Source organism: Pseudomonas sp. SWRI154 (assembly GCF_014268645.1).
Lineage (GTDB): Bacteria > Pseudomonadota > Gammaproteobacteria > Pseudomonadales > Pseudomonadaceae > Aquipseudomonas > Aquipseudomonas marvdashtae.
Window position 1 is genome coordinate 45,419 of record NZ_JABWQW010000019.1, and the last position, 18,611, is coordinate 64,029.

Consider the following 18,611-nt stretch of genomic DNA (forward strand, 5'->3'; position numbering starts at 1 on the left):
TTTCCGACGCCTTTTGTTGCGTATGCGACATGAGTTTTTCTACCGCCAAAGACTTACATGGAGGCAGGAATATTAGGCCCTTTGTTTTTTCCCAGAGCGCGCTAGAATGCGCGCCGAACGTGCGGAGATCTGTATGTGGCAACAGACGCTGATAACCCTGCGGGCAAGGCCCCGGGGCTTTCATCTGGTAACGGACGAATTGCTCGCCGGCCTGCCTGAACTCAAGGCATGTCGTGTCGGTCTGTTGCATCTGTGGCTGCAACATACCTCGGCCTCGTTGACCATCAACGAGAACGCCGATCCGGCGGTACGTCGAGACTTCGAACGATTTTTCAATCGGCTGATCCCACAAGGAACCGCCGACTATGAGCACAACGACGAAGGCCTGGACGACCTCCCGGCGCACTTCAAGGCCAGCGTGCTGGGATGTCAGCTCAGTCTTCCGGTGACGGCGGGACGGTTGGCGTTGGGTACCTGGCAAGGTGTTTATCTGGGCGAGCATCGTGATCATGGCGGTGCCCGTAAAGTCCTCGCCACCTTGCACGGTGAAGGGGCATGACCGCTGATTGCCGGCGGATGTTGAATTTTTTCTGGCAGCCTTCGACAGATGGCGAAGCTGGGCTATAACTAATCTGCTTTTCGCAAGTCATGAGGTAGAACATGAGCGACGATGATCTGGAAAACGACGACCTCGAAGTAGGTGACGAAGACGAGGCCGAAGAAGGCCTGGAAGCGGCGGCTGAAGACGTCGTTGAAGACGACGGTGCCGATGTCCCGGTTCCGACCGCCAAAGGCAAGGCCAAGGCGGCGGTATCGATCGACGAGTTGCCGAGCGTAGAGGCCAAGAACAAGGAGCGTGACGCGCTCGCCAAGGCCATGGAGGAATTCCTGGCCAGGGGCGGAAAGGTGCAGGAAGTGGAGGCCAACGTGGTCGCCGATCCGCCCAAGAAGCCTGACAACAAGTACGGTAGCCGCCCTATCTGAGTATCTGCCCCTTGCTTGCTGAAAAAGCCCGCCGTCGCTGCGGGCTTTTTCATGGGCTGAAGTTTTCGGGCTGACTCCTGCACAAGTGGGTTCAGCGCTGGCTATGCCACCCTGCCAGTAATCCCGGCAGTTCGGTCAGGCTGCGGATCTCTGCGTCCGGGGCGTGATCGGCGTCCCAGGCTTTGCCCGTCGGGTTGAACCACACGGCGCGCAGGCCGGCTTGTTGGGCGCCGGCGATGTCGTCACCCGGATGATCGCCAACGTGCACCGCCGTCTGCGCCGTGGCGCCGCCCCGTTGCAGGGCTTCGTGAAATAGCCGCGCGTCTGGCTTGGCGATGCCGATGTCTTCGGCGCACAGGGCGAACTTGAAGTAGTCCGCCAGCCCCAGGCGACGCACGTCGGCGTTGCCGTTAGTGACGACGCCAAGAGCGAAATGATTGGCCAGGATTTCCAGGGTCGGCTGCACGTCGGGAAAGACCTCCAGCTGATGCCGTGCATGCAGGAACGCCTCGAAACCCTGGTCTGCCAGCTCCGAGGCACGCCACTGGTCGTAACCGGCATCTTGCAGCGCCCGGAACAGTACTCGCCGACGCAGTGCGCTGATGCGGTGCTTGAGGTCCGGTTCTTCGCTGAGCACTTGCGTGCGGATCGCCCACAAGCGCTCCACCGGAAAATCGCCCAGGTCCGGCGCGTTGTCGGTCAGCCACTGGCGCAGGACCGCTTCTGCGCTGGCGATCACCGGGGCGGTGTCCCATAGCGTGTCGTCCAGGTCGAAAGTGATGAGCTCGATGGTCATGATTCGTCGCCCTTGATGCGTTTGGCCCGGGGATGGGCACTGTCATAGACCGTCGCCAGGTGCTGGAAATCCAGGTGGGTATAGATCTGGGTGGTCTTGATGTCCGAGTGGCCGAGCAGTTCCTGGACGGCACGCAGGTCCTGGGAGGATTCCAACAGGTGGCTGGCGAATGAATGCCTGAGCATGTGTGGGTGCAGGTTCTGCCCCAGCTCACGCTCGCCGGCGGCCTTGACGCGGAGTTGGATGGCCCGCGGGCCGAGGCGCCGGCCCTGCAAGCCGACAAAAACCGCGTCGTCGGCCGGGTTGGTCAGCGCCCGCAGCGGCAGCCACAGCTCGAGGGCTTCGCGGGCCTTGCGGCCGATGGGCAGCAGACGCGTCTTGCTGCCCTTGCCAAGCACCTGGACCATGCCATCGGCCAGGTCCAGTTGATCCAGGTTCAGCCCCGTCAGCTCTGAAAGCCGCAATCCGGAGGAATAGAACAGCTCGAGAATTGCCTGGTCCCGTCGCGCCATGAAATCGTCCTCGACGGCACCTTCCAGTAGCTGCAGGGCGCGGTCGGTATCGAGGGTCTTCGGCAGGCGGCGTTCGCCCTTGGGCGGTGCCAAGCCGGTGGCAGGGTCGTGATCGCACAGGCCTTCGCGATTGAGGTACTGATACAAGCCGCGCACCGCCGATAGCAGCCGTGCCAGGCTGCGGGACGATTGCCCCTGTTGATGCAAGCGAGCGATCAGGCTGCGCAGGCGTTGGATATCCAGGGCTGACCAGCTGCCGATGTTCTGTTTCCGGCACCAGCCCAGCACTTTCTCCAAGTCGCGGCGATAGGCCGACAACGTGTGAGGCGACACCTGGCGCTCACTGCGCAGGTGTTCACAGTAGGCCTCCAGTTGCCGCTCCATCTCAGCGTACCGAGCGTAGCGAGCCGGCCACCCGTGGCAGCACCCGGCCGGTCACTTCGGCGATGTAGCTCAGGAACAGCGTGCCCACCGAGCTTTTATAGTGCTGCGGATCGCGGCTGGCGATGGCCAGTACGCCGTGTACGCCTTGATGGGCAACGGCTACGACGGCGCTAGAGCCGATCTGCTTGCGCTGTTCTTCGCCGAACAAAAAGTCCAGCTCATGTTCGCGCAGGCTGCCGCTGACGCTTTTGTTTTCCGTGAGCAAGCCGCCGATGGCCGTCTGCGCTTCAGCGTGGGTCACCCAGCGGCCCACCGGCATGGCGTTTTCGCCAAACAGGATCAGGCTGACAAAAGGCACCTGGAAATCCTGCCGCAGGCTGTCCTCGACACCCATCACCACGTCTTCGAGAGTGCTGGCGTCCATCAAGGTCAGAATCAGGCGACGAGTCTTGTCGAAGAGTCGGTCATTGTCGCGAGCAACGTCCATCAGGTGCGAAAGGCGATGGCGCATTTCGATATTGCGCTCGCGCAGGATTTTCATCTGGTGCTCGACCAGCGACACGGTGTCGCCGCGCCGATGGGGGATGCGCATCGTTGCGAGCAGATCTTCATGCTCGACGAAGAAGTCCGGATGAGCCTCCAGATACGCGGCCACTGCCGCGGCTTCAGGGTTCTGGCTCGGGGATTCGTCGGGCTGCGGGGCTGGAACCTGTGGCTTGTCGGTCATGGGTTTGACTCACTCAAAGACGAACTTGTCCTTCGTATACGCGTACGGCCGGGCCGGTCATCAGCACCGGCTGGCCTGGGCCTGCCCATTCGATGGACAAGCGCCCGCCGGGCAGGTCGATCAGCAGCGGTGAATCCATCCAGCCTTGGCTGATCGCGGCGACTGCGGCGGCGCAGGCGCCGGTGCCGCAAGCCTGGGTTTCCCCGGCCCCGCGTTCCCAGACGCGCAGTTGCGCGCGGTGGCGGTCGATGATCTGCAGGAAGCCCACGTTGACCCGGGCAGGGAAACGCGGGTGATGCTCGATCTTCGGCCCCAGCTCATGCACCGGCGCGCTGTTGATATCGTCTACGCGCAGTACGGCATGAGGGTTGCCCATGGACACTGCCGCCAATTCCACCGAGGTACCGTCGACGTCCACCTGATAGCTCAGGGCCTGGCTCGGTGCCTGGAAGGGAATGTCCGCCGGTACCAAGCGTGGAGCGCCCATGTTGACGCCGATCTGGCCGTCGCTGCGCACATCCAGTTCGATGATGCCGCTTTTGGTCTCGACGCGAATCTGCCGCTTGGCGGTCAGGCGCTTGTCCAGCACGAAGCGGGCGAAGCAGCGCGCACCGTTGCCGCATTGCTCGACTTCCGAACCGTCGGCGTTGAAGATCCGATATCGGAAATCCACGTCCGGGTTATTCGGCGCTTCGACGATCAGCAATTGATCGAAGCCGATACCGGTGTGCCGGTCGCCCCATTGCTTGGCGTGCTTGGGCAGGATGTGCGCGTGCTGGCTGACCAGGTCGAGGACCATGAAGTCATTGCCCAGGCCGTGCATCTTGGTAAAACGCAGCAGCATGGTTTTACTCCGGCAGCAGGCTTTCGCCAGCAAACAACTCGGCTACCGTCTCGCGGCGACGCACTTCGAATGCTTGATCACCGTCCACCAGCACCTCGGCGCAGCGGCCGCGGGTATTGTAGTTGGAACTCATGACAAACCCATAGGCACCGGCCGAATGCACGGCCAGCAGGTCGCCTTCTTCCAGCGCCAGCTCCCGACCCTTGGCCAGGAAATCGCCGGTTTCACAAATCGGTCCGACGACGTCGTAGTTGCGGGATGCGGTTTCGCGAGGACGCACGGCGGTGACGTCCATCCAGGCCTGGTACAGCGCCGGGCGGATGAGGTCGTTCATGGCCGCGTCGACGATGGCGAAATCCTTGTGTTCGGTGTGCTTGAGGTACTCGACCTGGGTCAACAACACGCCGGCGTTGGCGACAATGTAGCGACCCGGTTCGAACATCAGCGCCAGGTCGCGACCTTCGAGGCGCTCACGCACGGTCTTGATGTAGTCGGCCACGAGTGGCGGCTCTTCGTCGCGATAGCGCACTCCGACACCGCCGCCCAGGTCGATGTGACGCAGGTAGATGCCGCAATCACCGAGCCGATCGACCAAGGCCAGCAGGCGGTCGAGAGCGTCGATGAACGGTTCGAGGGTGGTCAGCTGCGAGCCGATATGGCAATCGACGCCCAACACTTCCAGGTTCGGCAGTTGGGCGGCGCGCACGTACACGTCTTCGGCGTCGGCAATGGCGATGCCGAACTTGTTTTCCTTCAGGCCGGTGGAAATGTACGGATGGGTTCCGGCATCGACATCTGGATTCACGCGCAGGGAAATCGGCGCGCGGACACCCAGTTCAGCGGCAACAACCTGCAAGCGCTCCAGCTCGTCGGTGGACTCGATGTTGAAGCAATGCACGCCAACTTCCAGGGCACGGCGCATGTCTTCACGGGTCTTGCCAACACCGGAGAAGACGATCTTGTCGGGGCTGCCGCCAGCGGCCAGAACCCGTTCGAGCTCGCCGCCGGAGACGATGTCGAAACCGGCACCCAGGCGCGCCAGGACATTGAGCACGCCCAGGTTGGAGTTGGCCTTGACGGCGAAACAGACCAGGTGCGGCATGCCCTCGAGGGCATCGGCGAACGTCCCGTACTGGGCTTCGATGTGGGCACGGGAATAGACGTAGGTCGGCGTGCCGAAACGTTCGGCGATCGCGGACAGGGCAACCCCTTCCGCGAACAGCTCCCCGCCACGGTAGTTAAAAGCGTCCATGGCGGTCCCTTAGTAGGTAGTTTGGGTGTCGTGCGAATGTGACTTGGATTGCGACGACTTGGCCTGTTCTGCCTGTTCTTCGGGAGACTTGCTGTCATCAGGCAGATACAGCGGACCTTTTTGACCACAAGCTGTCACGAGGCAGGCAACCGCGACGAGCGCAGCAAGGGAAGAGATCAGGCGCTTCATGGCGAAATCCTTGAAAATGCTTTAATTGCGCCGGAGTATACCGGCCACCCGTCAGCTTGCCTATGCAACGGGGCGCCCGTCCGGCGGCGCTGCTGTCGTCAATCGGTATATCCTTTGCAATCGCCGGGAAGCGTCCGTATCTTGCGGCGCTTGAGCATGAGCAGACATTTTCGAGGTTGCCGCAATGAGTTTGAGTGAAGCCCGTTTCCACGATCTGGTCGATGCGACCCAGGAAAAGCTGGAAGATATCTTCGAAGACAGCGACATGGATATCGACCTGGAAAGCTCCGCTGGTGTTCTGACCGTCAAGTTCGAAAACGGCAGCCAGTTGATCTTCAGTCGCCAGGAGCCGTTGCGGCAGTTGTGGCTGGCGGCGGTCTCCGGCGGCTTTCATTTCGACTACGACAAGAAAAGCGAGCGCTGGATGTGTGACAAGAGCGAAGAGCAATTGGGCGAGATGCTCGAGCGCATCGTCAGGGAGCAGGCGGGCGTGGAGCTTGAGTTCGAAGGACTGTGATTTCGTGACTCAGCCAACCCCGGTGCGGCCAGCCAAGCCGCTCTATAGCAACGTGAGCCCCGCCGTCCCGTCGCCTTGCGCCAGCGTGTGCAAGCTGGATGAGCACAAAGTCTGCCTCGGTTGTTTCCGGCACGTGGAGGATATCCGTGAATGGCGCTCGGCTGATGACGAGCGTCGGCGGGTGATCTGTGCCGAGGCGGCCAAGCGCAAATCCCTTGGGTTGTATATTTATTGAGCTGTGGTAGTGTCCAGCAACGCCTCAACTCATCGAGGCCCGTGAAAACCCCGTCGTTATGTGGCGGGGTTTTGCTTTTTTCGTGCAGAAGAAAGGAGTCTGCCTGGATCATGACCGCACCTTCCATCACCCTTACTCGCCTGGACGTACAACGTCTGGAGCGCTTGATCGACAGCCTGGATGAAACGCTTCCGGGTGTGATCGCATTGCAAACCGAACTGGATCGCGCCGAGACCGTGGTCGGCCACGATGAAGTGCCTGCCGATGTCGTGACCATGAACTCGCGTGTGCACTGCCGCGAGGAAAGCAGCGGCAAGGATTACCACCTGACGTTGGTATACCCGAAGGACGCCAATGCCGACGAGGGCAGGATTTCTATCCTGGCTCCGGTGGGCAGTGCCTTGCTGGGCTTGAAGGTGGGGCAGCACATCGACTGGCCGGCGCCGGGTGGCAAGACCTTGAAGCTGACGTTGCTGGAAGTCGAGTCCCAGCCGGCCAATGGCGGTGACTTCCCGTCCTGAACCCCGTCAGACCTGATTCAATGCCTCGTTCAGCGCCCGCTCCAGGTCGGCCTTGTAGCGCAGGAACAAGATACTTGAACAGGCGCCGTCGCCCACCAGGCCCGAGAGGTCCAGGTCGGTGATATAGCAACGATAGCGTTCGGCCTCACGGCGCTGGCCGACGATTTCCCTGGCGACCACGCGGAACAGTTGGTCGCCATGTTCCAACTCTGAAAACTCCCGCTGATCGCAATAAAGGGTGACGTGCACCTGCCCGTGCGCCGCTTTGCCGATGATCGCTTGTACGTCATAAAAAGGCTTGTTGACCGGTGTCTGCGGCGCTTGCCGCGCTTCGACCCGTCGGGCGCGTCCGGTGCCCGAAGGCAGTAGCTGGTAATGCAGGATCTCCAGCGTCGGGGGCTGGGAAGCATCCATTGGCAGCAACGCGTCGCGGCGATAGAGCACCGATTGCAGGAAGCGTTGCAGCGGCACCAGCAGGCTTTGTTCATCGTGATAAGGCAAGCGCTGCTGCCATAAAGCATTGAGTTCATCGAGCACGTACAGCTCGACTTCTTCCTCATAGACCCGGTAGAACACCTGGATGCACTCGGGCTGGCCCATGGGCAGGATGAGGGCCACGTCGTGATCTTCCAGCGCCATCGAGTCCAGGTGCAGCGGGCTGTAGGCGGTCAGTTCTTCGCCCAGGTAATCCATCAGTGCTGGCAGACTGGCCAGCGCCACGTGATTGACTTGGCCCGGAACCAACTCCAACACGTGAAAGTGCTGCTGGACCTTGAGCAGATAGCGATAGTTGAGCTTGCTCAGCAGCAGGGTCTGGGCGGTCTCGATGACTTCTTCGACCCGTCGCGCGATGAATTGCGCACGGTTGTGACAGAAGCAGCGTACCTGCAAGCGTGGCTGGGGGTGTGCGGCAGGCAGGTCATTGAGGTAATCGCGCAAGCAGTCGAGCAGGGCGTGTTCGCCGTCGAAACGGGTGACCAGCACTTCGTTCCAGCTATTGAGCGTGACCTGGTCGAGGGTCAGCACGAGGTTTTCCCGAACCCCGGCATAGCTCAGGGAATCGGTGCGCTCGGTGGTCATCAGGATGTTCAGGTCGCGGTGATGCTTGAGTGGGTCGACACCGACGTTGACCAGAATCAGCACTTCACTGGGTACGCTGGCGCGGAGCAGCGGTTCTTCGTCCACCGTGGCCAGGGGCAGGGCGATGGATTGTTGCAGGCTGCCCAGCAGGTTGAACAGTTCGAACTCGCTCAGGTCGCTGTCGCCGGGGTGCAGCGCCAGGCGGGTGCTGCTGTCGATCACGCCGTTGCGATGGCACCAGGTGAGCAATTCGAGCAGTTCGCGGCTGCGCTTGATCGGCGCGAAATTTTCCCATTCCAAGGCGTTCAGGCTGCCGTTGTACAAGCCCCACTGGTTCTGTCCCGGCTCTTTCTTGTTCGGTGCCTGCACCAGCGTAAGCGTGTCTTCGGCCAGGTCCGGGGCGATGCCTGGGTTGATGAACTCGACTTTGTCGGCCTTGCGCTCGAACGCCGCATACAGCCGCCGGCCAAGGACGTTGAGGTCGCGCTTGTTGATCAGGCTGACGGTTTTCTCGGTGCGGGCGAACTGCGTCAGGAAGCGATAACTGTAGGTCAGCTCATTGACCAGCGCTCGTCGCTCATTGCTGACCTGGCGCACTTTCCACTGGCTGCGGCTGTCCAGCAGCGCCAGTTGCCGCTGATCCCAGCCCCATTCACGGGCCAGTCGCTCCAGCAGGTTGCGTTGCCAGCCGCTGCTGCGAGCTTGGCCGGTGAGCTTGCGATTGACCTTCAGGTACAGCGCTCGGCGTATCAGCTCCAGGCGCTCCGGTTCGCCGCGGGCGATGAGGTATTCCTCAAGGCGGCGGTAAACCACCATGTACGGGTCGAGCTCGTCCAGGTCCAGGCGATTGGCGAACACCGCCTGCTTGAAACGCAGGCTCAGGCAGCGCACGTCCGGGTGCTCGCTGGCGTAGACCTCGGTCAGCAGCAGTTTGAGCACCGATTTATAAGGCGATTCGATGCCCTTGAACAACTGCCAGAGCCCGGCGCCGATGAACTCTCCAGGCGGGATGTAGGCCAGATGCCCCAGATCCAGCGTTTCGTCCGTGCGAATGAAGCGCTTGGAGACCAGCGTATGGGTGTATTGCTCGTAGTTTTCTTCTTCGTAGACCGGCACCAGCCACCAGATCGGCGTACGGCCAGCTAGCCAGATCGCCGTGCGGTAGAACTCGTCCAGCAACAAGTAGTGTTGGGTGGTGCCACAGTCGTCCGAACTGAGTTGGGTGTCCCGCTCGCCGCGGACGAAGCGTGACGGGTCGATTAGGAAAAAATGGGCTTCGGCGCCTTGGGTAGCGGCCCAGACTTCCAGGAGCTGGCATTTTTTGCGCAGCTCTGCCAATTCATCGTCGCTCAGGTCCGGCCCGTGGCATACCCATACGTCCATGTCGCTCTGGTCGGCCTGGGCCAGGGTGCCGAGGCTGCCCATCAAGAACAGGCCGAGAATGGGGCGCGGTGGGTTGCTGCCGTGGCGCGGCTTGTAGGAAAACGAACGGGTCAGCCGTTGCGCCTCGGTGAGGACGTTGGCGTCGGGCTCGTAATTGGACAAGCCGGCGGGCGTGCTGCCCGAGACGTAGCCGGGCAGCAGCGGATGATTGACGTGGAAGAACAGCGGGAGCAGCGTCAGCACGCCTTGCTGGCGGGTCGACAATCCTTCCAGGGCACGCTCCATCCGGCCGGTATTGAGCTTGAGAAAACGCGCGCGCAATTGGCTCAGGACCTTGCGGTCGATTCCCTCGTCCAGATCGGGGCGTATCTCGTGGTTACGGGTCATGTCAGCTCAAACCGGCTCGCGGCTTCGACGTGGGAAAACACAGGTGATGGCAGGTTAGCGCCCGGTCCCCGGAATTCTTAAGCTGAAAAATGATGTGGCGTCAGAATTTTTTACGAGCGAAGCCTAAGCGCCTGCGGAAATCCCGATGCAAAGGGATTTCCGTGGGCGAGGGGAAAAAGTTCAGGCGGTTTCTTCGGCGCGGAGTATCGTCAAGACCGTTTGCACATTTTGCGCGGCATCACGACCCAGGCTGGTCAGATAACCGCCATCGGGTTGGTCTATCAGGTCTTTTTCAAACAGGCGCTTGGCAGCGGCGATGGCTTTGGGGGCAGCGGTCTGATGAATTTTCAGGCCTTCCTGGGAACTGTCCAGGTTGAAGAGTGCAAGGATTTCCAGTTCGGCAACCAGCTCAGGGGTAAGCGACATAAGGACTCCAGACTTTCTAGGAATTGGGTCGACAGCGCCACTAAGGTGAGCGCACTCGGCCGAGCTGTCCAGTATCAGTGTCATGCTTTTTTTGTTTAAAGCGATTCTCTTATGGCGAGGGAGCTTGCTCCCTCGCCACAAAAGCGGTTCAGTTTTTTTCCGGCGGCATCTCGGGGAGGGCGCGCAAGGCGGCTTCGTACCATTGGGTATTGAACGGGCGGTCTTCTTCCAGGATCGCGTCGATTTCCACCGCCAGCACATGGGCCATCAGGTTGAGGATCTCTTCGCGCTCATAACCCACCAGGGTCAACTTGTTGAACGTGGCCTTGGCCGCTGGCGGGTTGTCGCTTTCGATCTGGTTCTCGATGGCCTGGATCAGCGTGTTCTCGACGAACTCTTCTTCGTCGTTGTCGATATCGGTTGGCTCGCTCATGGCAGGCTCCTGTAGGAAAGGCCGCCAGTTTACCTGCATTCAGCGGCGTGATGCGCCTGGCACGAAACGCGCCGGCAGTCTATAACGCAAGGCTGCCAACCCCGCACGGCCTGGAGGCTATGTCATGCTCAAGCTCTATGGTTTTTCCGTCAGCAATTATTACAACATGGTCAAGCTGGCGCTGCTGGAGAAGGGACTTCCCTTCGAAGAGGTTCAGTTCTACGGCGGCCAGACCCCTGAAGCGCTGGTCATCAGCCCTCGTGGCAAGGTGCCGGTGCTCAAGACCGAACAGGGGTTTATCAATGAGACCAGCGTAATCCTGGAATACATCGAGCAGACCCAGCCGGGCAAGGCCCTGTTGCCCGCCGATCCATTCGAGCGCGGCCAGGTGTTGGCGTTGTGCCGGGAAATCGAGCTGTATATCGAGCTGCCCGGGCGTGCCTGTTACCCCGAGGCGTTTTTCGGCATGTCGGTGCCCGACGCGATCAAGGAAAAATCCAAGGGCGAGCTGTCGCTTGGGTTTGCGTCGCTCGGCCGGCACGGCAAGTTTGCCCCCTACGTGGCGGGAGACAGCTTGAGCATCGCTGATCTGTATTTTTACTACAGCCTTTCGCTGGTCTTGCAGGTGGGCAAGAAGGTGTTCGATGTCGACCTGCTGGCGGATATGCCCGCTGCCAGGGCCTTGATGGAGCTGTTGGGAGAGAATCCGCACGTGCAACGGATCGCAGCGGATCGGGACGCAGAGATGCCAGCGTTTTTGGCGAAGATTTCCGCCCGGAAGTGATTGCTTGCTGTTCTGAAGGGTCCCGCCACGGACAAAACCGCCCCCAACCAGACCTTTGTTCACCAAAGAGCCAATATGAGGGCGGGCTTGCCCGCAAAGCTTTCAGGCGTCAGCGGCTGGCGAGCAGCGCCTGGCCTCGAACGACTGCGGCTTTCACCTGGGCGGGTGCGGTACCACCGATGTGATCACGGGCGTTGACCGAACCTTCCAGGGTCAACACCGCAAACACGTCCTGCTCGATCTGATCGCTGAACTGGCGCAGCTCGTCCAGGCTCATCTCCGCCAAGTCCTTGCCGTTGTCCACGCCGTACTTCACGGCGTGGCCGACGATTTCATGACAATCACGGAACGGCAGGCCACGGCGCACCAGGTAGTCAGCCAGGTCGGTGGCGGTGGAGAACCCGCGCAGGGCCGCTTCACGCATGATCGCATGCTTGGGTTTGATGGCCGGGATCATATCGGCAAAGGCTCGCAGCGAATCGCGCAGCGTATCGGCGGCGTCGAACAGCGGTTCCTTGTCTTCCTGGTTGTCCTTATTGTAGGCCAACGGCTGGCCTTTCATCAGGGTCAGCAGGCCCATCAGCGCGCCGAACACTCGGCCGCTCTTGCCCCTTACCAGTTCCGGCACGTCGGGGTTTTTCTTTTGCGGCATGATCGAGCTGCCGGTGCAGAAGCGATCAGGCAAATCGATGAACTGGAATTGTGCGCTGGTCCAGAGCACCAGCTCTTCGGAGAATCGCGACAGGTGCATCATGGCAATGCTCGCGGCGGCGCAGAATTCGATGGCGAAATCGCGGTCCGAGACATTGTCCAGCGAGTTGCCGCCCACGGCGTCGAAGCCCAGCAACTGTGCGGTGTATTCTCGGTCGATCGGGTAGGTAGTGCCCGCCAGCGCGGCGCTGCCCAGGGGCATGCGGTTGGTGCGCTTGCGGCAATCCTGCAGGCGCTCATAGTCGCGGCTGAGCATTTCGAACCAGGCGAGCATGTGATGCCCAAACGTTACAGGTTGAGCGGTTTGCAGGTGCGTGAAGCCCGGCATGATGCTCTCGGCCTCGCGCTCAGCTTGCTCCAGCAGCCCTTTTTGCAGGCGAGTGATCTCAGCCAGGATCAGGTCGATTTCATCGCGCAACCACAGGCGGATGTCGGTGGCGACCTGGTCGTTGCGGCTGCGACCGGTATGCAGCTTCTTGCCGGTTACGCCGATGCGGTCGGTCAGGCGCGCCTCGATGTTCATGTGCACGTCTTCAAGATCGACACGCCAGTCGAACTGGCCGGCCTCGATCTCGTCCTGGATGGTCTTCAGGCCATCAATGATGCTGTCGCGCTCGGCATCGGTCAGTACGCCGACCTTGGCCAGCATGGTGGCGTGGGCGATGGAGCCCATGATGTCGTGGCGATACAGGCGCTGGTCGAAGTTGACGGAGGCGGTGAAGCGGGCGACGAAGGCGTCGACGGGTTCACTGAAGCGGCCGCCCCAGGACTGATTGGTCTTGTCAGTGCTCATGAATTCGCTCGTGATCGGCTGGAAAAAATTAGCGGTTGAAGGCTGCGGCGGATGATAACAGGGTTGCCAGGGCTGGCGCTGGCACTGGTCGGCAGGTTTTTTTGCCGGCTTGCAGCGGGTTTTTTGTACAAGGTTATTTTTCGATTGAGCAATATCGTCTTGGCAACCGTCTACAGTGGACGGTAGGGGTTTTGCTTTTTCATCCAGGACGCATCGGACGCACCCATAAAGAAGGGGGGTACTCATATTGGTCAGATCGAGTGATCACAATCCCTGTGGCGACGCTGTGCGACAACAGGCCTCGAGCATCGGTCGGCAAGCGCTGGTAAAGATAGGCAACCGCCTCGCGGCACTTTTTGGCCCTCGAACGAGTCTTAGCGTGGATCGCGGTGACGGATGTCACTTCCCCTGTCTACGCTATCCTTGTGCGAGACTCACGCAGGAATCCAGCGCAATATGAATGTCCTGATCGTTGACGACGAACCACTGGCCCGCGAGCGCCTGAGCCGAACGCTCGGTGAACTCGAGGGTTACAGTGTCCTGGAGCCGAGCGCCACCAATGGCGAAGAGGCATTGGCCCTTATCGACAGCCACAAACCGGATATCGTGCTGCTCGACATTCGCATGCCTGGCTTGGACGGCTTGCAGGTTGCGGCAAAGCTGTGCGAACGAGAGTCACCGCCTGCGGTGGTGTTCTGTACCACTCGGGACGATTTTCCTCCTGAGGTGTTGCAGGCCGGTGCCGTGGGTTATTTGATCAAGCCGGTTTCTGCCGAGGCTCTGGAAGAGGCGCTGCGCAAGGCAGAACGGCCTAACCGCACGCAACTGGCAGCGCTCACGCGTCCGGCTGCGGAAAGCGGCAGCGGTCCGCGCAGCCATATCAGCGCGCGGACTCGCAAGGGGATCGAGCTGATCCCCTTGAACCAGGTGGTCTATTTTATCGCGGACCATAAATACGTGACCTTGCGCCATGAAAGCGGCGAAGTGCTGCTGGACGAGCCGCTCAAGGCACTTGAAGATGAGTTCGGCGAGCGATTCGTGCGCATCCACCGCAATGCCTTGGTGGCTCGTGAACGTATCGAACGTTTGCAGCGCACCCCCCTGGGGCATTTCCAGCTTTATCTCAAGGGGCTCAACGGCGATGCGTTGATTGTCAGCCGGCGACATGTGGCGGGCGTCCGCAAAATGATGCAGCAGCTCTAGTATTTTTCCAAAGCGATGTGTTTTCGGGACTGGCGGCCAGGGAGGCATCGGCGTCGTGATTCAAGTCAAAGCGGATTTGGTTGAGCTGTTATTATCTGCCGTATCTTTTAAGTACGGATTGATCCATGTCCCCTCGCGAGATCCGCATCGCCACCCGTAAAAGTGCCCTGGCCCTCTGGCAGGCCGAATACGTCAAAGCCCGCCTCGAGAGCGCCCATCCAGGCCTGACCGTGACGCTGGTGCCCATGGTCAGTCGCGGCGACAAGCTGCTGGACTCGCCGCTGTCGAAAATTGGTGGCAAGGGCCTGTTCGTCAAGGAGCTTGAGACCGCCTTGTTGGACAACGAAGCCGACATTGCCGTGCATTCCATGAAAGATGTGCCCATGGACTTTCCTGAAGGCCTGGGCCTTTTCTGTATTTGCGAGCGGGAGGATCCGCGCGATGCATTCGTCTCCAATACATTCCCCAGCCTGGAAGCGCTGCCTGCCGGGAGCGTGGTGGGCACGTCCAGCCTGCGTCGCCAGGCCCAATTGCTGAGCCGTCGTCCCGACCTGCAGATCCGTTTCCTGCGAGGCAACGTCAACACGCGCCTGGCCAAGCTCGATGCCGGTGAGTATGACGCGATCATCTTGGCCGCCGCCGGCTTGATACGCCTGGGCTTCGAGGACCGCATCACCTCCGCCATCAGCGTCGATGACAGCCTGCCCGCCGGTGGACAGGGCGCGGTGGGTATCGAGTGCCGCAGCGCGGACAGCGAAATCCATGCCCTGCTGGCGCCGCTGCACCATGAAGACACCGCGGTGCGAGTCTTCGCTGAGCGAGCCCTGAACAAGCATCTGAACGGCGGTTGCCAGGTACCGATTGCCTGCTACGCCGTGCTTGAAGGAGAGCAGGTCTGGTTGCGCGGCCTGGTGGGCGATCCGAGCGGTGAACTACTGCTCAGCGCCGAGGCACGGGCGCCGCGCCGCGACGCCGAAGCGTTGGGTGTACGGGTCGCCGAAGACCTGTTGAGCCAAGGCGCCGACGAAATCCTCAAGAAGGTCTACGGCGAGGCAGGTCACGCGTGACGGGGTGGCGGCTGCTGCTCACCCGGCCGGCGGACGAATCTTCGGCCCTGGCGGCGGTGTTGGCGCGAGCGGGGGTCTATAGCAGCAGCTTGCCGTTATTGGATATCGAGCCGATCCCCGTGTCCGAGTCCGGGCTCGCCATGCTCAAGGCGCTGGATCAGTATTGTGCGGTGATTGTGGTCAGCAAACCTGCCGCGCGTCTGTGCGTGGAGCTGTTGCGCCAACACGGGTCGCATCCGCCGCAGCTGCCATGGTTCAGCGTAGGGGCCGCGACGGGGCAAATTCTTGCCGACGCCGGCCTGAGCGTTTCTTATCCTGATAACGGCGATGACAGCGAAGCCTTGCTTGAACTTGCAGCGTTGCGGGAGGCTATCGAACGGCCCGAGCCCCGTGTCTTGATCGTGCGTGGTGAAGGCGGGCGCGGCTTGCTGGCGGAGCGTTTGCGCGAGCAAGGTGCTAGTGTCGATTATCTTGAGCTGTACCGGCGCGGCCTGCCGCATTACCACGAAGGTGAGTTGCCGGCGAAGGTTGAAGCGGAACGCCTGAACGCGCTGGTGGTCAGCAGTGGGCAGAGCTTCGAGCATCTGCACCGGCTTGCCGGTGAAGCGTGGCCCGCCCTGGCGCGGCTACCGTTGTTTGTTCCAAGCCCCAGGGTCGCCGAGTTGGCGCGTGCCGCCGGGGCCCGGACAGTTGTGGATTGCCGTGGCGCCAGCGCCGCGGCTTTGCTGGCGGCTTTACGGGAACAGTCCGTGCCGTTTTCTAATGCAAAGGATGGATACGTGAGCGAAACAGCCTTGCCAAAAGATCAAGACCAGCCAGCGATCGAAGCTCCGATTGAAACGCCGGCCCCTATGGCGCCGCGTCGCGGCAACGGGCTGGCAATTGTCGCGTTGTTGTTGGGCGCCGCTGGCGTAGCGGTGGGTGGTTGGGGCATCTGGCAAGTGCGTCACCTGCAAGCCAACACCCAACAGCAATCCGCCCAGGTCCAGGCGCTCAATGACCAGGCACAGAGCCTGAAGCTCAATGATCAACGCCTGAGTGAGCGCCTGGAGCAACTGCCACCGGCGCAAGAGCTGGAAGAGCGGCGGCGCCAGGTCGCCCAGCTGCAAGGCGACCAGCAACGCCTCGATCAGCGCCTGGAAACCGTGCTCGGTGCCAGCCGCAAGGATTGGCGCCTGGCCGAAGCCGAGCATTTGTTGCGCCTGGCCAGCCTGCGTCTTTCCGCCCTCCAGGACATCAGCAGCGCTCAGGCGCTGGTCCAGGGCGCGGACGAAATCCTGCGCGAACAGAACGACCCGGGCTCGTTCGCTGCTCGCGAGCAGTTGGCCAAGACCCTTGCCGCGCTGCGCAGTACCGAACAACCGGATCGCACCGGACTGTTCCTGCAACTGGGTGCCCTGCGTGACCAGGTGCTGCAGCTTTCGGAGGTGGCTCCCGAATACAAGGATCGCGGTGAATCGCTGTTGGGCCTGACCGCCGATGGCGATGGCGCCAGCCGGTGGGCGCAGTGGTGGGATCGAATCTCGCGTTACATCCGCATCGATTTCAATGCCGACGAAAACGTCCGCCCGCTCCTGGCCGGGCAGAGCCTGATGCAGGTGCGCCTGGCCTTGAGCCTGGCGCTGGAGCAGGCGCAATGGGCCGCCCTCAACGGCCAGGCAGCGGTGTATACCCAGGCGCTGGCCGAAGCTCGTGACGTGCTTACGAACAATTTCAATCAGGACAACCCGCAGAGCAAAGTCATGCTTGAGCGAGTCGTTGAACTGAGCAAGTCGCCAGTGACCGTGGTCACGCCGGACCTGACCGGCACCCTGAGCGCCGTCCAGGCCTATCTTGAGCGCCGCAATGTGAATGCCGAGGAATCGGTCAAGCCGATGCCCAAGGCGGGCGAGCAGGAGATCACGCCATGAAACGCCTCTACGTGATTCTGTTCGTCGTCATCGCTGTTGCCGCCGTGCTCGGCATGGCGATTGCCGAGCATTCGGGTTACGTGCTGGTGGCGTACAAGAATTTCCGTTACGAAGCCGGACTCTGGGTCACCCTGGCGTTGGTGGCGGTGCTCTGGCTGGTGTGGCGGGGCGTGAGTGCGTTGATCGGGCTGGTGACCACTTCCACCGGGGTGGTCAACCCATGGTCGCGACGCAACCGCAGTCGTCGCGTGCAAGTGGCGATCGAACACGGCCAATTGGATCTGGCCGAAGGGCGCTGGGCCAGCGCCCAGCGACATTTGCATCGTGCCGCCGAAGCCGAGCGCCAACCCTTGCTGTATTACCTCGGTGCCGCCCGTGCGGCCAATGAGCAGGGCCTCTACGAGCAAAGCGACAGTCTGCTGGAGCGTGCCCTGGAGCGTCAGCCCCAGGCTGAGCTGGCCATTGCGTTGACGCATGCGCAACTGCAGACGGATCGGGGCGACACCGATGGTGCGTTGAGCACGCTGCAAGCCATGCACGAACGTCATCCCCATAACGCCCAGACCTTGCGCCAACTCCAGCGACTGCACCAGCAACGCGGGGATTGGTCGGCGGTGATCCGGCTGTTGCCGGAGTTGCGCAAGGACAAGGTCCTGCCCGCAGCCGAACTGGCGGAACTGGAGCGTCGGGCCTGGGGCGAGAACCTCACCCTGGCGGCTCAACGCGAAGCCGACGGCAGCGTCGGCTTGCAATCGCTCAGCCGCGCCTGGCAACAGCTGACCTCCGCCCAGCGCCAGGAGCCGGCACTGGTATTGGCCTATGCCGAGCAACTTCGGCAACTGGGGGCCCAAATGGAAGCCGAAGAGGTGTTGCGGGCCGCGCTCAAGCGCCATTACGACAGCCACCTGGCGCGTTTGTACGGTTTGGTTCGTGGCGGTGATCCGATCCGGCAACTGCAAGCTGCCGAGGGCTGGCTCAAGGATCATCCGAACGATCCGAGCCTGCTCCTGACGTTGGGGCGCCTGTGCTTGCAAAACAGTTTGTGGGGCAAGGCCAGGGATTATCTCGAAAGCAGCCTGCGGGCCCAGCGCAATCCCGAGGCGTGTGCGGAGCTGGCCCGGTTGCTGGCACAGCTGGGGGATGCCGAGCGTAGTAATCAGTTGTTCCAGGAGGGCTTGGGATTGCTGGATGAACGCTTGCTGGCGGCGCCCTTGCCGGTTTCGTCCCAAGTCCTGGCCACTTGAGACGGATGTTGTTTGTGGCGAAGGCACTGTTAGCGGGGAGGCGTGAATTTCGTCTGATTTAGGGGCTTTCGGCGTGCCTTCAGCAAAGTCCTACGGCTGATGACGCCAAGTCCCATGATGTCTGTCGGGTATTCCCTACACCCCTGGCGAACTCTCCGCAACGCCCTGCCTTGAAAGGCCTGAGGGCTTTCCTCTACCGTAACAGCTTGTCTCTCCTGTTACGGAACCG

At 61.5% G+C, this 18,611-nt stretch carries 20 protein-coding genes and 2 pseudogenes; 12 read left to right on the top strand and 10 right to left on the bottom strand.

The genetic code is table 11. The features are described from left to right. Window positions 1-133 precede the first annotated feature (133 nt). Both HU806_RS17365 and sutA read left to right on the top strand, forming a co-directional pair. Complete coding sequence (locus HU806_RS17365; RefSeq protein ID WP_030138180.1) at window positions 134-559, top strand: secondary thiamine-phosphate synthase enzyme YjbQ; 426 nt, start codon at window positions 134-136, stop codon at window positions 557-559. Window positions 560-660: 101 nt separating this feature from the next. Then, window positions 661-984 carry a dormancy-specific transcriptional regulator SutA gene (sutA, locus tag HU806_RS17370; RefSeq protein WP_186612706.1) on the top strand — a complete coding sequence of 108 codons (324 nt, stop codon included), beginning with the start codon at window positions 661-663 and terminating at the stop codon, window positions 982-984. A gap of 91 nt (window positions 985-1,075) precedes the next feature. On the opposite strand, the gene HU806_RS17375 is transcribed toward sutA, so the two are convergent. Genes HU806_RS17375 through lptM form a run of 6 tightly spaced genes read right to left on the bottom strand, consistent with a single transcriptional unit; the run spans window position 1,076 to window position 5,688 of the window. Continuing rightward, window positions 1,076-1,780: an HAD family hydrolase gene (locus HU806_RS17375; RefSeq protein WP_186612708.1), complete on the bottom strand. Its 705-nt coding sequence runs from the start codon at window positions 1,778-1,780 to the stop codon at window positions 1,076-1,078. After that, window positions 1,777-2,676 (bottom strand): tyrosine recombinase XerC, encoded by a 900-nt coding sequence (gene xerC / locus HU806_RS17380; protein ID WP_186612710.1) that lies wholly within the window; start codon window positions 2,674-2,676, stop codon window positions 1,777-1,779. The genes HU806_RS17375 and xerC overlap by 4 nt, the downstream gene beginning before the upstream one ends. 1 nt (window position 2,677) lies before the next feature. After that, window positions 2,678-3,403 carry a DUF484 family protein gene (locus HU806_RS17385; RefSeq protein ID WP_186612712.1) on the bottom strand — a complete coding sequence of 242 codons (726 nt, stop codon included), beginning with the start codon at window positions 3,401-3,403 and terminating at the stop codon, window positions 2,678-2,680. A 13-nt stretch (window positions 3,404-3,416) separates the two neighbouring features. Continuing rightward, the gene (gene dapF / locus HU806_RS17390; protein ID WP_186612715.1) at window positions 3,417-4,247 is read right to left on the bottom strand and encodes a diaminopimelate epimerase; all 831 of its coding nucleotides are present in this window, start codon (window positions 4,245-4,247) and stop codon (window positions 3,417-3,419) included. Between the two features lie 4 nt (window positions 4,248-4,251). After that, window positions 4,252-5,499, bottom strand: coding sequence for a diaminopimelate decarboxylase (gene lysA / locus HU806_RS17395; protein WP_186612717.1), 1,248 nt, complete (start codon window positions 5,497-5,499; stop codon window positions 4,252-4,254). A 9-nt stretch (window positions 5,500-5,508) separates the two neighbouring features. Next, window positions 5,509-5,688 carry an LPS translocon maturation chaperone LptM gene (lptM, locus tag HU806_RS17400; RefSeq protein ID WP_186612719.1) on the bottom strand — a complete coding sequence of 60 codons (180 nt, stop codon included), beginning with the start codon at window positions 5,686-5,688 and terminating at the stop codon, window positions 5,509-5,511. Between the two features lie 184 nt (window positions 5,689-5,872). On the opposite strand from lptM, the gene cyaY reads away from it, so the two are divergent. The 3 genes from cyaY (at window position 5,873) to rnk (ending at window position 6,961) form a co-directional block, all read left to right on the top strand. Then, window positions 5,873-6,205, top strand: coding sequence for an iron donor protein CyaY (cyaY, locus tag HU806_RS17405; RefSeq protein ID WP_186612721.1), 333 nt, complete (start codon window positions 5,873-5,875; stop codon window positions 6,203-6,205). A gap of 4 nt (window positions 6,206-6,209) precedes the next feature. Continuing rightward, window positions 6,210-6,440 carry a DUF1289 domain-containing protein gene (locus HU806_RS17410; RefSeq protein ID WP_186612723.1) on the top strand — a complete coding sequence of 77 codons (231 nt, stop codon included), beginning with the start codon at window positions 6,210-6,212 and terminating at the stop codon, window positions 6,438-6,440. 110 nt (window positions 6,441-6,550) lie between these two features. Further along, window positions 6,551-6,961, top strand: a complete 411-nt coding sequence (rnk, locus tag HU806_RS17415; RefSeq protein WP_186612725.1) for a nucleoside diphosphate kinase regulator — start codon at window positions 6,551-6,553, stop codon at window positions 6,959-6,961. Window positions 6,962-6,967: 6 nt separating this feature from the next. On the opposite strand, the gene HU806_RS17420 is transcribed toward rnk, so the two are convergent. From HU806_RS17420 to HU806_RS17430, 3 genes are all read right to left on the bottom strand, one after another. Continuing rightward, on the bottom strand, window positions 6,968-9,811 hold the full coding sequence (locus HU806_RS17420; protein WP_186612726.1) for a class I adenylate cyclase: 2,844 nt from the start codon (window positions 9,809-9,811) through the stop codon (window positions 6,968-6,970). A 180-nt stretch (window positions 9,812-9,991) separates the two neighbouring features. After that, entirely contained in the window at window positions 9,992-10,237 is a 246-nt protein-coding gene (locus tag HU806_RS17425; protein ID WP_150724924.1) for a TIGR02647 family protein, read from the bottom strand. A 148-nt stretch (window positions 10,238-10,385) separates the two neighbouring features. Next, window positions 10,386-10,670, bottom strand: a complete 285-nt coding sequence (locus HU806_RS17430) for a hypothetical protein (protein WP_186612728.1) — start codon at window positions 10,668-10,670, stop codon at window positions 10,386-10,388. Window positions 10,671-10,794: 124 nt separating this feature from the next. Between HU806_RS17430 and HU806_RS17435 the strand changes: the two genes are divergently transcribed. After that, window positions 10,795-11,454 carry a glutathione S-transferase family protein gene (locus tag HU806_RS17435; RefSeq protein ID WP_186612730.1) on the top strand — a complete coding sequence of 220 codons (660 nt, stop codon included), beginning with the start codon at window positions 10,795-10,797 and terminating at the stop codon, window positions 11,452-11,454. A 109-nt stretch (window positions 11,455-11,563) separates the two neighbouring features. Here HU806_RS17435 and argH read toward each other — a convergent pair whose 3' ends face one another. After that, window positions 11,564-12,958, bottom strand: coding sequence for an argininosuccinate lyase (gene argH, locus HU806_RS17440; protein WP_186612732.1), 1,395 nt, complete (start codon window positions 12,956-12,958; stop codon window positions 11,564-11,566). Between the two features lie 310 nt (window positions 12,959-13,268). On the opposite strand from argH, the pseudogene HU806_RS26515 reads away from it, so the two are divergent. The 6 genes and pseudogenes from HU806_RS26515 to HU806_RS17460 all read left to right on the top strand — a co-directional run. After that, window positions 13,269-13,418 (top strand): annotated as a pseudogene (locus tag HU806_RS26515) (sensor histidine kinase); the annotation flags it as partial. Continuing rightward, window positions 13,415-14,161, top strand: coding sequence for a LytR/AlgR family response regulator transcription factor (locus tag HU806_RS17445; RefSeq protein WP_186612734.1), 747 nt, complete (start codon window positions 13,415-13,417; stop codon window positions 14,159-14,161). The pseudogene HU806_RS26515 and the gene HU806_RS17445, both read left to right, overlap by 4 nt. A gap of 125 nt (window positions 14,162-14,286) precedes the next feature. After that, window positions 14,287-15,228 carry a hydroxymethylbilane synthase gene (hemC, locus tag HU806_RS17450; RefSeq protein ID WP_186612736.1) on the top strand — a complete coding sequence of 314 codons (942 nt, stop codon included), beginning with the start codon at window positions 14,287-14,289 and terminating at the stop codon, window positions 15,226-15,228. Continuing rightward, a pseudogene (locus HU806_RS26520) lies at window positions 15,225-15,971 on the top strand (uroporphyrinogen-III synthase); the annotation flags it as partial. The gene hemC and the pseudogene HU806_RS26520, both read left to right, overlap by 4 nt. A 36-nt stretch (window positions 15,972-16,007) precedes the next feature. Continuing rightward, window positions 16,008-17,138: a uroporphyrinogen-III C-methyltransferase gene (locus HU806_RS26525; RefSeq protein WP_346657182.1), complete on the top strand. Its 1,131-nt coding sequence runs from the start codon at window positions 16,008-16,010 to the stop codon at window positions 17,136-17,138. Then, entirely contained in the window at window positions 17,135-18,382 is a 1,248-nt protein-coding gene (locus tag HU806_RS17460) for a heme biosynthesis protein HemY (protein WP_186612740.1), read from the top strand. Before HU806_RS26525 ends, HU806_RS17460 begins: the two co-directional genes overlap by 4 nt. Window positions 18,383-18,611 lie beyond the last annotated feature (229 nt).